12 protein-coding genes are annotated in these 13955 nt (G+C 74.6%); 8 read left to right on the forward strand and 4 right to left on the reverse strand.

The annotated features are described in order from the left end of the window. Window positions 1-101: 101 nt before the first annotated feature. The 4 genes from ACQKM2_RS03120 to ACQKM2_RS03135 all read right to left on the reverse strand — a co-directional run bounded on the left by ACQKM2_RS03120 (window position 102) and on the right by ACQKM2_RS03135 (window position 4955). On the reverse strand, window positions 102-716 hold the full coding sequence (locus tag ACQKM2_RS03120; protein ID WP_427705957.1) for an arylsulfatase: 615 nt from the start codon (window positions 714-716) through the stop codon (window positions 102-104). Further along, a complete protein-coding gene (locus tag ACQKM2_RS03125; RefSeq protein WP_427705959.1) occupies window positions 713-1054 on the reverse strand; it encodes a GNAT family N-acetyltransferase in 342 nt (113 codons plus the stop codon). Before ACQKM2_RS03125 ends, ACQKM2_RS03120 begins: the two co-directional genes overlap by 4 nt. Window positions 1055-1071: 17 nt before the next feature. Further along, window positions 1072-1491: an aspartate 1-decarboxylase gene (gene panD / locus ACQKM2_RS03130; RefSeq protein ID WP_125818283.1), complete on the reverse strand. Its 420-nt coding sequence runs from the start codon at window positions 1489-1491 to the stop codon at window positions 1072-1074. A gap of 104 nt (window positions 1492-1595) precedes the next feature. After that, complete coding sequence (locus ACQKM2_RS03135) at window positions 1596-4955, reverse strand: CHAT domain-containing protein (protein WP_427705962.1); 3360 nt, start codon at window positions 4953-4955, stop codon at window positions 1596-1598. Between the two features lie 271 nt (window positions 4956-5226). On the opposite strand from ACQKM2_RS03135, the gene ACQKM2_RS03140 reads away from it, so the two are divergent. From ACQKM2_RS03140 to ACQKM2_RS03175, 8 genes are all read left to right on the forward strand, one after another. After that, on the forward strand, window positions 5227-5769 hold the full coding sequence (locus ACQKM2_RS03140) for a hypothetical protein (RefSeq protein WP_427705964.1): 543 nt from the start codon (window positions 5227-5229) through the stop codon (window positions 5767-5769). A 109-nt stretch (window positions 5770-5878) separates the two neighbouring features. Beyond that, window positions 5879-9430: a CHAT domain-containing protein gene (locus ACQKM2_RS03145; protein ID WP_427705966.1), complete on the forward strand. Its 3552-nt coding sequence runs from the start codon at window positions 5879-5881 to the stop codon at window positions 9428-9430. Then, on the forward strand, window positions 9427-10116 hold the full coding sequence (locus tag ACQKM2_RS03150) for a hypothetical protein (RefSeq protein WP_427705968.1): 690 nt from the start codon (window positions 9427-9429) through the stop codon (window positions 10114-10116). Before ACQKM2_RS03145 ends, ACQKM2_RS03150 begins: the two co-directional genes overlap by 4 nt. Next, window positions 10116-10799: an RES family NAD+ phosphorylase gene (locus tag ACQKM2_RS03155; RefSeq protein ID WP_427705970.1), complete on the forward strand. Its 684-nt coding sequence runs from the start codon at window positions 10116-10118 to the stop codon at window positions 10797-10799. Before ACQKM2_RS03150 ends, ACQKM2_RS03155 begins: the two co-directional genes overlap by 1 nt. Window positions 10800-10858: 59 nt before the next feature. Then, window positions 10859-11980 carry a macro domain-containing protein gene (locus ACQKM2_RS03160; protein WP_427705972.1) on the forward strand — a complete coding sequence of 374 codons (1122 nt, stop codon included), beginning with the start codon at window positions 10859-10861 and terminating at the stop codon, window positions 11978-11980. A gap of 157 nt (window positions 11981-12137) precedes the next feature. Then, window positions 12138-12368, forward strand: a complete 231-nt coding sequence (locus ACQKM2_RS03165; RefSeq protein WP_427705974.1) for a hypothetical protein — start codon at window positions 12138-12140, stop codon at window positions 12366-12368. Beyond that, entirely contained in the window at window positions 12365-13135 is a 771-nt protein-coding gene (locus ACQKM2_RS03170; RefSeq protein WP_427705976.1) for a vWA domain-containing protein, read from the forward strand. Before ACQKM2_RS03165 ends, ACQKM2_RS03170 begins: the two co-directional genes overlap by 4 nt. 2 nt (window positions 13136-13137) lie before the next feature. Beyond that, window positions 13138-13953 (forward strand): PP2C family serine/threonine-protein phosphatase, encoded by an 816-nt coding sequence (locus tag ACQKM2_RS03175; RefSeq protein WP_427706287.1) that lies wholly within the window; start codon window positions 13138-13140, stop codon window positions 13951-13953. Window positions 13954-13955: the final 2 nt, after the last annotated feature.

Consider the following 13955-nt stretch of genomic DNA (forward strand, 5'->3'; position numbering starts at 1 on the left):
TCCGGCAGCGGGGGGAACGGGCCGGGGACGGGGTCCGGCTCGGGCACGGGGGGCTGCGTCTGCTCAAGGTTTCGCACCATAAGGCCCACCTTCCCCCGATCTCAGCCGGTACGCCCCCCGGCGAGCGCGGCGGCGAGCCCCAGCGCCGGACTGCCCAGCACGGGGATCCGCGTGCGCACCAGGGGTACCGCCCCGGCCATCGAGGCCTGCGCCAGCACGATGACGTCGGCGCCCGTCACCCCATCGGCGGCGCCCGCCACGGCACGGAGGTACCCGCCCTCGTCCCCGGCCTCGAACAGCTCCCAGGCCCCGGGCACCACCTGGCCGCGCACGCCCTCGGCCCCCTCCTCGCGGAGGAGCTCGACGCTCGGCCCCAGGGTCGACTCCAAGGCGGCCAGCACCACGATCCGCTCCCCCGTCACCACGGCCCGCGCGGCCATGGCCCGGTCCACCCGCAGCACCGGGTACCCCAGCTCGGGGGCGAGGGACTCGGCGACACCCCCGATGGTCGAACAGGTCACCAGCACGGGCCCCGGGAGCCCCGCCAGCACCTCCCGCACCTCGGCCCGCACCCCCTCCGGCCCCACTTCCCGGGCCCGCTCCAACAGCCCGGGCCGCACGAGGTGCCGCAGCACGGCACCGGGGTGCTCCCGCTCCCCCAGCGCATCGAAAACGGGCACGTGCACCGCGGAGGTGTGCAGAAGGGTCAGCGTCACCACAGATCGGCGTCCTGCTCCAGCTGCGCCCGCGCGGCGGCGGCCACCCCCGCCGGCGCCTCGGGCGCCAGCTCGGGATGCCGCCCGGCCCACGCGGCGGCGTAGGGACAGAGCGGCACGACCGGCACGCCCTCCCCCTCGGCCATCGCGTAGAACCCCTTGACGAGCTCCCCGCCGATCCCCCGCCCCTCGTGCCCGGGTTCGACGACGGTGTGCACCGCCACCAGGGCGTGGGGCTGCGCGGCGAGCACGAAGTACGCGATGAACCCGACCACCCGCCGGTCCTCGACGGCCAGCAGCCGCCCGGCCTTCCGCTCGTCCACCAGCTCTATCACCACGGCCCCGCTCCCTCAGCTCAGACAGCCACCGAATGCGGGCTGCGCTCCTGATCCGTACCCGGCACCGGCGCGGAAGGATCCGCACCCAGCTCCACGATCCGATTGTCACCGTCCACGTGCACGACGCGCGGCTTCAGTGCCCGCGCCTCGGCATCCTCGACCTGCGCGTAGCTGATGAGGATCACGAGGTCCCCGGGGTGCACGAGATGCGCGGCGGCCCCGTTGATCCCGATCACTCCGGACCCGCGCTCGCCCTCGATGACGTAGGTCTCGAGCCGGGCCCCGTTGGTGATGTCCACGATGTGGACGAGCTCCCCGGGCAGCAGATCGGCGGCGTCGAGCAGATCGGCATCGATGGTCACGGACCCGACGTAGTGCAGGTCGGCCTGCGTCACGGTGGCCCGGTGGATCTTGGACTTGAACATGGTGCGAAGCATGGAGAAACTCCCGGTTTGTCTGCTCCCTGCCTGCTCAACAGGTCAAGGGCGGTCGCCGCACCCTACAACGCCCCGCCCGCCCCGGTCAGCCTTCCCCGTGGACTTCAGGACGGCCCCGGATGGCCCTGGTGGATGAAGGCGGCCCAGATCGCCGGGCGCTGGAGGTCCGGGCCGCGGGTCAGCTCGTCGAGGAGGCTGCCGCTGAGCGACCCCGGGTTCTGGCGCCCCGGGTCGAGCATCCACATCCGGGCGACATGGAGCGCGTCGACCGGGCTCAGTCCCTCGACGGTCAGGTAGTGGTGGAACACGGCCATCATCAGCGCCGCCGCCGAATCCCGAGCGGCCCACCGCGAGCCCACCACGTCGCGCGCGCCGCTCGCCACGAAGGCGGTCGTCAGGGTGAGCGCCTCGTCGTGGTCGCGCTTGCTCAGGTCGGTCTCGCAGGCGCTGAGCACCACCAACGGCCCGTCCGGGGGCTCCTGTTCGGCCGTCTGGCGGTCGAGCAGCCGTGAGACGGTCAGCAGGTCGGTGGGCCGGTCCTCCCCCGGCCGGTCCCCGTCGGGAGCCAGACGCAGCGCGGAGGTCGTCGGGTTGGTGCCGGCCGAGCCGTGGCACGCCACGTGGAGCAGGGACGGAGCACCGGCGAGGGCGTCGAGGAGGTCGCCCGGTGTGCCGGCCGCCGCGGGCTCGGCGGGCGGTTCGTAGAACTCCCCGTAGAGACGGGCCCGCGGGTACAGGGCCTGCTGGAGCGCCGCGACCTCCAGTTCCGCGTACGGGAGGCTCATGGTGGGGTCCGACACCAGGACGGGAGCGTCGGCCGGGGCGCGCCGGGCACGCCGGACCGTGTTCAGGAACTGGCCGCCGGACGCCGCGTAGCTGATGATCATGATCTGGCAGACGTAGTCGCTGGGGGCCTCCGCGGGGAGGCGGGCCGCGTGCCAGGGCACGATGCCGAGGCGGCCGCAGGGCACCAGCACGATCCTGGGCGGGCCCGGGCGGTCCCTGCGCCGGTTCTCGTTCTCGGCCAGGCGTTCCCCGATGCCGGTGATCACGGGGAGGATCACGGCTTCCGTCGCCCAGTCGCAGAGGTCGGACAGAGCGTCCTCCCAGGTCTGTGCGGCGGCCGGGACGCCGGGGCGCTCCTGGTGGGCGGCCGCGGCGTCGAGGTAGCGCTCCAGGGGGCCGCTCTGCTCTTCGGCCAGGAGGGGCAGTGCCCGTACTCCGGTGCCGACGTCCGGGCCCACGACCACTGCCATGCCCGGCGTGCCGCCCTCACCCGCGAGCAGGTAGACCAGCGCGTCCGCGTCGCCCTCGGCCACCCCGGCCTTGAGCTCGTCGACCGTGGGGGTGCGGAAGAGGGCACCGCCCGGCTCGCGGGGACCCAGGGCCTCCAGGGCGCGGCGCCGCAGGGAGCTGGGCAGCTCCCAGGGGAGTGCGTCGCCCGCCCCACCACTTCCTGCTTCGGGTCCGGGTCCGGCTGCGTCGCGTCGGCGTTCCGCCGCCCGCCATTCGCCCGCGAGGTCGTGGTGGCCGCGGGACTCCAGCAGTTCGGGCACGGCCCGGGAAGTGGATGCCGCTCGCAGCACCAGGGCACGGCCCAGTTCGAGCGCGGCGACCGCGTCCTCGACCCGCCCCTGGGAGGCGGCCCAGACGGCGGCCCGCACCCCGCGGTCGGCCCCGGACCGGGCGGCCAGCAGGCCGTGGTCGGAGCCGGCCTGCAGGACGACCTCCCCCGCGAGGGCCTGCAGCGATTCCAGGGCCGCATCCGTGGCGGCGTCCCGGTCTGCCGGGTCCTGGGTGTCGTGCAGGCGGCGGCGGTAGTTCTCCGCGAGCTGCCACAGGGCGGGGGCCGCGAGCTGCGGTGCCCGGCCCAGCCGGATGTCGTCGCGCACCTGCTCCAGTCCGCTGATGGCGGCGTCCAGATCGGCGGGGTCCCGGGTGGTGGAGTACCGGAGGGTCGTCGTCAGGGCGGCGAGGTACCGGGTGCCCGTCGCGGTGCCCTGGGCCGGCGGGGCGGCGTCCGGCATGAGGTCGGGGGTGTCGCCCAGCACGGCCCGCGCGGCCTGGAGCGCTTCGCGGAGCGCCGCGAGCTGCTCCCTGGGAAACCAGGGCTCCGTCGCGGGCCCGGCCGAGAGGGCGGCCTGCTGCTGCGCCAGGCCGCGCACGAGCATCTCGCGGTCGCCGGTGCGCTCGGCCATCGCAGTGAGTGTCGCGCCGTGGACGAGTTCCACCAGCCAGCGGAAGGTGTGCTCGGGGGGTGTCTCGCGTTCCAGGGCCTCCACCTCGCCCACCAGCCTCAGGTACTCCTCCTCGTTCTCCTTCTCCTCCTGCGCGGCCAACCTGGTGAAGAGTTCGTGTGCGCGGACCCCGACGGTGAGTTCGGCCCCCGCGGGATCCCCGGCCGTCCACTGCGTGAAGTGCTCCGTGATCGCGGCGATCTGCGCGTGGGCCGCGCCGCTGTCCTCCCGGCTGCCCCCGAGCGGCCCTGCGGTCTGGAGCACCATGCGCATCAGGTTCTCGATCTCGGAGGCCCGGCCGTGCCCCGCGGGCAGGCGTTCGAGCTGCCCGCCGAGCCGGTGGAGGAGCCGGTTGAGGGACTCGGGTTCGCCGGTTTGCAGGGCCTCGCCCAGTCCGAATACGGCGGCGAGCCACGCGCTGGTGACGGCCGTGTCGGCCTCCGGAACCGGCTCCGGCTCCGGCTCCGGCTGGGGCTCCCGAGCGGCGGCCCCCTGTGCCGTCGACTCCCGCGCCCCGGCCGGGTCGGCCGGGTCGGCCGGGTCGGGCAGGGTTGCCGCGAGGTCCAGCAGGGTCCGCAGCTGGTCGCCGAACGGCAGATCGGGGGGCAGCATGGACAGCAGCGTCTCGGGGTCGGAGAGGTCCGTCTCCGACACGTACGCCAGCACGTCCTGCATCTGCCCCAGCCGGGAACGGAGTTCCGGCGGCACCGGCAGCTGTCCGACCTCGGCGGCCAGCGCGGCCAGCCGGTCCGCCTCCGCGGCGGCCCCCTCGGGCCCGGCCGCCATCGCCCGGTCGAAGACGGACCAGAAGTCCGGGGGCGCCCCCGCCGGGCGGCCCGGCTCCGTATGACCCGACACCATCATCAGGAACATCGCCGCCCACTGCCTGCCGTCCTCCGGCATCCGCTGCCCGGCGGCCGTCGTCCGGTCCCGCACCTCCTCCAGGAGACGCCGGGCCCGTTCCGGGTCACCCGGTGCGCCGCGCCCGGTGGCGTGCCGGGTGGCGAGCAGGCCGCCGAGCACCAGTGTGACCCTGCCGAGCAGCTCCGGGTCGTGGTCCAGGAGGGGCCGCAGCCGCGAGAGTTCGGCGACGGACGCCTCGAACTCCTCCGCGGACACCGGCGCGTCCTCGCCTCCGTGTCCGATCAGCCGGGCGGCGCGTTCCGCCGCCTCTTCGGCCCAGGCTCGAAGTGCCCGGACCCCGCCGCTCTCCCCGTCCACCGCCATGTCCCCACGCCCCCGTACGCCTCGGTGAATCCATCCGGCCGTCCCCCGGCCCATCATGGCCGCATCGTGCTCCCGTGGAACCGGATCGCGGTCAACTCACCCCCGCCCGGCCGGAAATCGACCGGCCGCCGCCCCGGCACCGCCCACGACACCCGCGCTCCCGGCCCCGATGGGCGCCAACGGGGCAAACACCGGGCGAACTCCGGGCCGGGCCTTCACCCGCCGCCCGCTCCGCTGCTTCGCTGGTCGTACGGGGAACGAGGGGGGCTGCGTGGACATCGGTGTGGTGACCGCTCCGCTGACCGCGGTCGCGGGTGTCGTCGGCACACTGATGTCCGCGCTGCTCACCCAGCGGGCGGCTGATCGCAGCCGGCAGCGTGAGCAGGAGCGGGCCGAGGAGCTGTGGGACCGGCGCGCCTCCGCCCAGGAGCTGTGGTCGTGCTACGTGGCGCTCAACACCTCCGGCCGGCAGTATCTTGCCGCACTCACCGACCAGTTGCACGCGTTGGGGTGCGACACCGAGGTGCCTCTCGCCCGGCAGCGCCTCACCGGTGCGCGGGACCACCACCGGGAGGTGTACGCGGAGGCGCAGATCCGGCTGTCGGACCGGGTGCTCGAACACGCGGCCGGCGTCAGTCACGGTCTCGGGGCGGTCTACGGCATGCTCCGGCGGCTGGACGAGGGCTCCCCGCGTCCGGGGGACTCACCGGCAGCCGCGCACGCGGCCATCGAATCGCTGTGGGCCCGACTACGGGAGATGCGGCGGGAGATGCGGGCCGATCTGGGTGCCTCCAGGTCGGAGTCGGGTCGTTGACGGGGAGAAGCGGGGGAACCCGCCGCGACACCCCCTGCGGATGTGCATAGTGGGGGAATCGATGGCTGTTGGGGGCGCGTGAGGGCCGTTCGCGGCCCGGAGAGGCGGAATGCCGGTGAGCCGGGAGGAGAGCGGTGGCGTCGAGGGCCTGCGCGCCTGGGTGTCGGACGCCGCGGAGCGGGTGAAGCGGCTGCTCCCCGGCGTGCTTGCGGCCGGTCCGCCCTCACTCCGTGCCATCGAAGCGTCGGTCGCCGAACTGGACCAGCTCAGCGGGCTGCTGGACCACGACGAGGAACTGCGCGGCTCGGTGCGCGTATGGCTCGCGGGTGCGCTGACCCTGAGGCACGCGAACGGGGGCGGTACGCCCGCGGACCGGGAGCGGGCCGAGGCGCTGCTGCGGGACGCCCGGGACCGCAGCACCCCGCTGGGGGCGGTGGTGGCCGAGGAGGAACGGCGATGGGCGGCGCTGTTCCTGATCAGCCACGTCTCGCCGATCCAGCCCCAGGAGGGCTCCTACGGGGGCGCGCCGGACCTCTCCGGCTATCTCGACTGGCTCGCCCGGGCCGGTCCCGCCGGGATGCTCACCGCGGCGACCGAGATGCGCGAGCTGATGGACGACGTGGCACGGCTCCCGCTGCGCGCCGAGATGCTGGGTCCGGTGAGCCGGGTACAGGACGTCCTCTCGGCCCCTTCCATGCAAGGGGTGTCCGACATGATGGCGGCCATGGTGCCGGCCGGTTCGCCGTTCGCGGATCAGTTGCGGCAGGTGATGGACCGGGTGTTCGCGGGTGCGGGCGGCTTCGACGGGGGCCGGCCTCACGGCGGGACGACGCCGCCCGGCCCGCCCCGGCAGCCGGAGCCCGAGCCCGAGCCAGAACCGGAGCCCGCGCGGAAGCCGACGTCGGCGCCCGATCCGGTGCCGGTGCCGGAGCCGGAGGCGGTGCCAGCGCCGGCATCGGAGCCGGAGCCAGTGCCGGAGCCGACGCTCGCTCCCGACGACTTCCGGAACATGGTCCGCGCCCTGGACGCGGTGAACGCGACCAGCGAGGGGCTCGACCCCGTCCTGCGCAGCGGTGACCCCCAGGCGCTCAACGACCTTCTCGGCAAGCTGCGTTCGGCGCAGGACGTGCCGCTGCCGGGTCCGAACCAGACTTCCGCGCTGGAGGGCCTGAGGGCGCTCCTGCTCGGCATCAGTCCGGCGGTGGGCGGCACCCGCCAGGACATGTCGGCCGGCCGCGCCCACCTGGGGACGGTCCTCGACCACCTGGGGGCGATCTCGGGCTCGCTGCCCCAGGGCCTGGGCGACCCCGTCGTCCTGGGCCGTGCGCTGGAGATCGGCTCCCGGGCGATGGAGGCGCGGGAGGCGGAGGACCTCCCGGCACTCCACGGCCTCGTGGCGCAGGCGGAGGCCCTGGGGGCGGCCGTCCCCGAGAGCGATCCGCTCCGGTTCGCGGTCGACGGCGCGCTCGGCGCGGCCCTCGGCGCGCTCGGGGCCGCGACCCGGGACCGGGAGGCGCTGCTGCGGGCCCTGCCCTACTTGGAGCAGGCGGTGAACCGCGCCAAGGCGAGCGGACTCCCGTTCGCCGACGAGCTGCCCGCCGCCTGGACGGGCGACCTGGGGCTGATCCGCGCCGCCCTCGCCGGGGAGCCGGCGGCTTCGGTCTCCGAACACGTTCCGCCGCCCCCGGATGCCCCGATGGAGGACCTCTACGCCTCCACGCTCTCCCTGGGCGTGCGCTTCGGCCTCGACCGCGACCCCGCCGTACTCGATGTCATGATCGGCGAACTCGAACGCCTCCGGGACGGCATTCGCGAGGGCAGGGCACCACGGGTCGCCGCCGATGCGCTGTGGCACCTGGCCGAGGCCTACCACCTGCGGGGCCTCCTCGGGAAGGACTCCGACCCGGCGCCCGGCACGGACAGCGGCGCGCTCGAAGCCGCCGAGGAGGCGCTGACGGCCCTCGCCGGCGACGTCCTCCTCCAGGCGGGCGCCGAGCACGGCCTGCTGGCCGCCCGCACCGGAGCCAGCCGGGGGGTGCGGGCGGCCCGGATGGCCGCCTCGTACGGAAGGCTGCACGAGGCCGTGGCCGCGCTGGAGCTGGGCCGGGCCCTGGTCCTGCAGGCGGCCTCCACCTCCGCGGCCGTGCCCGAACTCCTGGAAGCGGCAGGGCGCCAGGACCTCGCCGAGGCCTGGCGGGAGGCTGCCGACGGCGCGCGGGACGCGGGAGGCACCGCGGCCGACGGCCGCGGTCCGGGCGACGCGGGCGAGGTTCCCGGGCTGCTGCCGAGCACCCTGCGCCGCCAGGCCCTCGACGCCCTCGGCTACCGCCGGGACCACGGCCTGCTGGGCACGCCCACCCTGAGCGAGCTCGCGGACGGTCTGTCCGACGCGGGTGCGGACGTCCTCCTCTACCTGGTGCCGGGCGACGGCCAGGGACCGGGCCTGATGATCGCGGTGGGGCCTCTCCTGGGAGCCGGTGCGGGCGCCCTGCCCCGGCTCACCGACGACGAGAACGGCCCGCTGGCACGGTACGTGGAGGCCGCGGCGGCACGGGACCTCAACCGGTACGACGACGCCGCCGCCCGGGCCTGGGAGGACGCCCTGGAGGAACTGTGCGACTGGGCGTTCCAGGCGCTCGGACCGGCCCTCGGCGGCATCGAGGAGCGCCTGGCGGCGGCCCGCGAGGGACGGGACGACGAGGACCGGCCCCTCCGCGTCGTACTGGTGCCCTGCGGGCGCCTGGGGGTCGTGCCGTGGCACGCCGCACGGCTGCCGGCCGAGGCCGCCCACGAGCGGCTCTGCCAGGTGGCGGTCATCAGCTACGCGGCATCCGGCGGCCAGTTCCTGCGGACGGCCGCACGAGCGCGGCGGGACCCGGTGGCCGCCCCCGTCGTGGTCGCCGACCCGATGATGGACCTCGGCTTCTCCGACATGGAGGTCACCGCCCTGCGGGACGCCTTCTACCCGCATGCCCTGCTGTGCGGCACGCTCTACGGTGAGGAGGAACTGCCGCCCGCGACGCCCGACGCGGTCCTGGGGTTCCTTTCCGACGGCACCTCCCTGCTGCACGTGGTCTCGCACGGGTCGGCGGGCCCCCGCCCGACGGTCTCGGCCCTGGACCTCGCGGCCGACGAGAAGGGCACACCTGCGCCGCTGACCGTGACCCGGCTGCTCGACCGGAAGGAGCAGCACGACGGACCCGACGGGCCGTTGGTCGTCCTGAGCGCGTGCCAGACGGATCTGAGCAAAGGCGACCACGACGAGGCGCTGACCCTGACCACGGCCTTCGCCGCCGCCGGAGCGCGGGACGTCGTGGGGTCGCGGTGGCTGGCCCAGGACAGCGGCTCGGCGCTGCTGATGGCGGTGTTCCACCACTACCTCGTCGTCGACGGGCTCAGCCCCGTCGACGCCCTGCGGGCCGCGCAGCTGTGGATGCTCGACCCCCACCGGGAGAACCCGGGCTCCCTCCGGGGCGACCTGCTCCGGGAGATGGGACGGACGGGACTGGAACGGACCGCGCTCTGGGGCGCCTTCATCCATCAGGGCCACCCGGGCCCGGGCGCGACGAACACGACGAACACGAACACGGCGAACACGGCGAACACGAACACAGCGAACACGAACACGGCAGAGACGGACGCAGCAGAGGGGACAGCATGAACGAGGAGGGCCGCGGACCATCCGCGGAACCGCTGCTCGCCCTGATCGGCGAGCACCGGGAGTCCATCCGCGCGGCACTCGACGACGAGCAGCACGCGCTGCTGCTCACCCGGCTGACCGCGCTCGCCGAAGCCCCACCGGACGACACCATGGCGGTGCGCAGGGCGCTCCAGGGCGTCAGGCTGGCCCTGCGCCCGCTGCCGTTCGAGCATCCGGTACGCGTCATGGTGGACGGGGCCCGGCTCGTGGCCGCGCCCCCCGGGCCGGCGGCCGTGACGGAGGCGCTGGCACTGCTCAGCCTGATGGCGGCCCAGGCCCCGGACCCGGACCCGGACCCGGACCCGGCCCCCGCCGGGCCCGACCCGCTGCTGCTGGAGCCGGCGCTGTCCGCGGCCGAGGCGACGTCCCGCTGCGGCGGTGCACCACCGTCCGAACTGATCAGGCTGCCGGACCCGCCGAACGGCGACCGCTATCCGCGGTTCCAGTTCCCGGCGGGCGGCGGCACCCCGCACGAGGTCGTCCTCGAAGTCAACCGGCTGCTCCTGGCGGACATCGATCCCCGGGGCGCCGCGTCCTGGTGGCTCGGCGCGAACACCTGGCTGGGCGGGACCCCGGTATCGCTCCTGGGACTGCTGCCCGACCACGAACTCGTCGGTGCGGCCGTCGCACTCGTGGAGGGAGAGTGATGAGCAGCCTCATGCCCGCGATCAGGTTCTTCCCCATGATCAAGGACGAACTGCGCCCCAACCTGGAGGTGATCCCGGCCGGCACGGAACTGTGGCGCGTGCACAAGTCCAAGTACAGGCCGACCCAGTTCAACCCGACGCTGGCGGACCTCCACTTCAACGGCGGCCGCTTCGAGGGGACGGTGCTGGACCCGTACCGGAGCCTGTACGTGGCCGACACCGCCCTGACCGCCGTCGCGGAGAGCGTGCTGCGCTCGGTGCCCTGGACCGGCGGCAGGCGGGAGATCCCGTACATCAGCGTCAAGGACCGGACCCTGAGCGTGCTCCGCACCACGCGTGAGCTGACCTTGGTCTCGCTGATCGAGGAGAAGGACCTGGCCGCCGTCCATCAGACGGCCAACCTCCTGGACGACGAGCGCAGTTATCCGATGGCGCGGCGGTGGGTGAGTGAGATCCGGGCGCAGGCGCCCGATGCCATGGGGCTGGTCTGGCAGTCCCGCCGGAACCGCCCCAAGCACGCCGTGGTGCTCTTCCACGACCGCTTCGACGACTGCCACTGCAGCGCCCTGGAGGTGGTGCCGGGACGGGGCATCGCGGACCTCGGCTCCCCTGAAGGCGTCGAGGAAGTGAACGGGCTGCTCGCTCCGCTGCTGGCGGAGGTGTCGAAACCCGTGGCGCGCTGAGGCCGAAGAGCGGGTGATCGTGCTTGTCCGCCTGTGAAGGGTGATGCCATCGTGGGCCCATGGCATTACCTGCATCTGATTACACCGCACTTCTCACCGAGTTGAAGGAGGTCAGGCGCGCGGGGCTGGTCCGGCTGCGGGGGCGCGCGCTGCCCGCCCTGGAGGCGGCGGCGGAGGCGGCCACCGCATCCTCAGCCCGGCCGCCGGGCGTTCCCATCGAGGTGTTGCTGCGGTGCGCGGTCGCACGCCTGGACGCGGGGACGCTGCGCAGCGCCGCCGAGTACACCCTGGGGCTGGCCCAGGGCACCCGGGACTGGCCGGCGTCCTCGCGCCGCGCCAGGGCGGCCTCGCTCTACGGGGTGAGCGTCGAGCGGTTCCGCAAGGACCAGGAGGTGATGGTGCTCGGCCAGGTCGCCGAGCACATCGTGCGGCTGGCGGCCGACGCGGGGGCGGCGGACGCCGGTTCGGCCGCGGCGGACGGCGGCGGCCTGGTCGGCCTGGGCAGCCACCGGACGGTGGAGGTCCGGACCGCCGGCCGGCCGGTCGTCCTCACCGTGCACGTCCACCCCGTGGACCTGCTGCGCGACGTGGACGTGATCGTCTCCCCCTCCAACGTGTTCTTCGCGCTGCCCGAGGCGTACAAGGCGTCCATCGCCGCGTCGTTGCGGCGGGCGGCGGCCGTGCACGGGGTCACCGGTGAGGTCCTGTCGGACCCGCTCCCGGGGGAGTTGCGCCGATGGGCCGAGCGGCACGGTACGTCGGGGCGGGCCGTGCGGCCCGGCACGGTTGCGGCAACCGGTGCCGGGGCCCTGACGGCGCAGGGCGTACGGCGCATCTACCACGCGGCGATCGCCGTCCCCCGGGCCGGGACCAACGACTACGACGTACTGCCGGCCGATGTCACCCGGGCGGTGTCCCGGGCCCTGGCGGTGCTCGCCGAGGAGCACGACCGCCACTCGCCGCCGCTGCGCTCGGTGTGCTTCCCGCTGCTCGGCTCGGGGCGCGGCGGCCTGCCCTACGAGGTCAGTCTGGCCTCCGTCTGGGCGGCCGTGGAGGCGGAGTTGGCGCGGGGGGCGCCCTGGGAGGTCCACTTCGTGGTGCGCACGCCCGAGGCGGCGGCGGTGGTGGAGCGCGTCCCGGCCGGAATCCGCCCGGCGCACAACCGGAGGCCGACCGGCTGACGGTGTGCAATGGAAGGGTGCCCGGTGCGCGCGAGGGCGCACCGGGCGGCGCAGAGGGGTGCGCAGAGGGGTGCGCAGAGGGGTACGGGGACGATCTCATGTGGGTAATCTCTGCTGACACGCGCGGAGTCGGTGTCCGGTCACCTAGCGTGTGCGCATGAGCGGTGGGATGGAACAGTGGGGTCACGGGGCACGGGGCCGGGTCGTCACCTGGCCGGATCCCGACGCGTACGTCCTGGTCGAAGGCGTGCTGCTGCGCATGCTCCCGGACTCCCCCGGCATGGTGCCGGGTGCGGAGGTCCTCGTGCGCCACGACTCGGCCCGGAGCCTCCTCCTCGCGCGCGCCGCGGCACGGACGGACGGACGAGAGCGGAGCACCGGGGAATGAGTGAGTACGGCTTCGGACTGGCGGAGGGCTGTGACGAACGGCAGCCCGTCGTACTACTCCTCGACACCTCGCAGTCCATGGGACGCCCGGCCGGGAACCCGCGGATCGACGAGCTGAACGAGGCTCTGGCCGACTGGTTCGACGGGATTCGGGCGGAGCCCAGGCTGCGTGCGCGGGTCGAGGTCTGCCTGATCGCCTTCGACTCGCGGGTACGGGTCTTCGACCCGGACCGGGAGCGGCTGGTGCCGGTCGAGGAGGCAGACCCGGACCGGATCTTCGTTCCGGTGGACCGGATGCGCCCGCCCCGGCTGGAGGCGTCCGGGCTGACCCGGATGACGGAGGCCGTCGAGTCGGCCCTCGAACTCGCGCGGGAGCGCCACCGGGCCTTGCAGGCACGGCAGGTCCAGGTGCGCAGGCCGTTCCTGTGGGTGCTGACGGACGGTGCGCCGAGCGATGTGGACGGGGAGCCCATGGACGCCGCCGCACTGGCCGGTACGGCACGGAAGGTGCGCCTCGGCGAGGAGAGGGGTGAGTGCGTGCTCCAGGCCATCGGTGTGCGCGGCGCCGACCTGGAACTCCTGCGGGTCCTCGCGCCGAAGGGCGCTCTGATGCTCGAGGGTCTGCCCTTCGGGAAGATCCTCGATCTGCTGTTCCAGAGCTCGGACCGGATCGGGGCGGTCCAGGCCGCGGACGAGATCCACGTCCGGACGGCCCATCTCGTGGACCAGGAGCGCCGGATGCAACTGCTGGAGGAGAAGTTCCGGTGATCATGGCGGGGGCCGCCGTCCAGGGGACGGCGCACCTGGCCCGCGGGCAGGGGTGCCAGGACGCCTTCAAGGCGGTCGGCCTGGGCGGGGCGGCCGTGCTCGCCGTCGCGGACGGTGCCGGGGCCCGGGAGCGCAGTGCCCTCGGCGCGCACATCGCCGTGGACACCGCCTGCCGGGTCCTGGCCGAGGGCGTTCCCCGGGCCGAGGACGCCCCGGAGGTGTGGACGGGGTGGATCGCCGCGGCCGGTGCGCGGGTGGTCGAGGACTACCTGCGGACGGTCGAGGGCGTGCTGTCGGCGGTGCCCGCACCGGGCGGGCCGGTGAAGGCCGACGCGCTGGCCTCCACGCTGGCCGCCGCGGTCCTGCGGCCCCCCTGGGTGGCGTTCCTGTCGGTCGGCGACTGCTTCGGGACGGTGCTGACGCGCGAACCCGCCGGGGCCGGGCCGGGCGCCGGGACTCGGGAGCGGTGCCACCTCGTCCTGCCGCCGCCGGCTCCCGGCGCTCCGGAGACGGTCTTCCTCTCCTCGCCCGGGGCGGCCCTGCGATTACGGTCCTTCGTGCTGTGGGAGCCGATGCTCAGCGGGGTCGTGCTCGCCACCGACGGCTGTGCGTCCCTGACCCTGGACCACCCGTCGGTACGCGAACTCCCTCCCGAAGCCGGCCCGTTGCCGTCCGAGCGGTTCTTCTGCGGGCTCGCCGCGACGCTCCGCGCCAACGGCGGTGACGCCGAACCCCTGCGCGCCCTGCTCTCCGGTCCCGGGGCGGCCCGGACCGGAGACGACCTGACGGTGCTCTGCGCGCTGACGGACGGCAGGTGACG

Source organism: Streptomyces sp. NPDC004126 (genome assembly GCF_050275515.1).
Classification (GTDB): Bacteria; Actinomycetota; Actinomycetes; order Streptomycetales; family Streptomycetaceae; genus Streptomyces.

What these genes read in the sequence shown, in the direction of transcription:
- panD (WP_125818283.1), bottom strand. Translation starts at nt 1,491, where the DNA reads ATGCTTCGCACCATGTTCAAGTCCAAGATCCACCGGGCCACCGTGACG.
- ACQKM2_RS03135 (WP_427705962.1), bottom strand. Translation starts at nt 4,955, where the DNA reads ATGGCGGTGGACGGGGAGAGCGGCGGGGTCCGGGCACTTCGAGCCTGG.
- ACQKM2_RS03145 (WP_427705966.1), top strand. Translation starts at nt 5,879, where the DNA reads ATGCCGGTGAGCCGGGAGGAGAGCGGTGGCGTCGAGGGCCTGCGCGCC.
- ACQKM2_RS03150 (WP_427705968.1), top strand. Translation starts at nt 9,427, where the DNA reads ATGAACGAGGAGGGCCGCGGACCATCCGCGGAACCGCTGCTCGCCCTG.
- ACQKM2_RS03155 (WP_427705970.1), top strand. Translation starts at nt 10,116, where the DNA reads ATGAGCAGCCTCATGCCCGCGATCAGGTTCTTCCCCATGATCAAGGAC.
- ACQKM2_RS03160 (WP_427705972.1), top strand. Translation starts at nt 10,859, where the DNA reads ATGGCATTACCTGCATCTGATTACACCGCACTTCTCACCGAGTTGAAG.
- ACQKM2_RS03165 (WP_427705974.1), top strand. Translation starts at nt 12,138, where the DNA reads ATGAGCGGTGGGATGGAACAGTGGGGTCACGGGGCACGGGGCCGGGTC.
- ACQKM2_RS03170 (WP_427705976.1), top strand. Translation starts at nt 12,365, where the DNA reads ATGAGTGAGTACGGCTTCGGACTGGCGGAGGGCTGTGACGAACGGCAG.
- ACQKM2_RS03175 (WP_427706287.1), top strand. Translation starts at nt 13,138, where the DNA reads ATGGCGGGGGCCGCCGTCCAGGGGACGGCGCACCTGGCCCGCGGGCAG.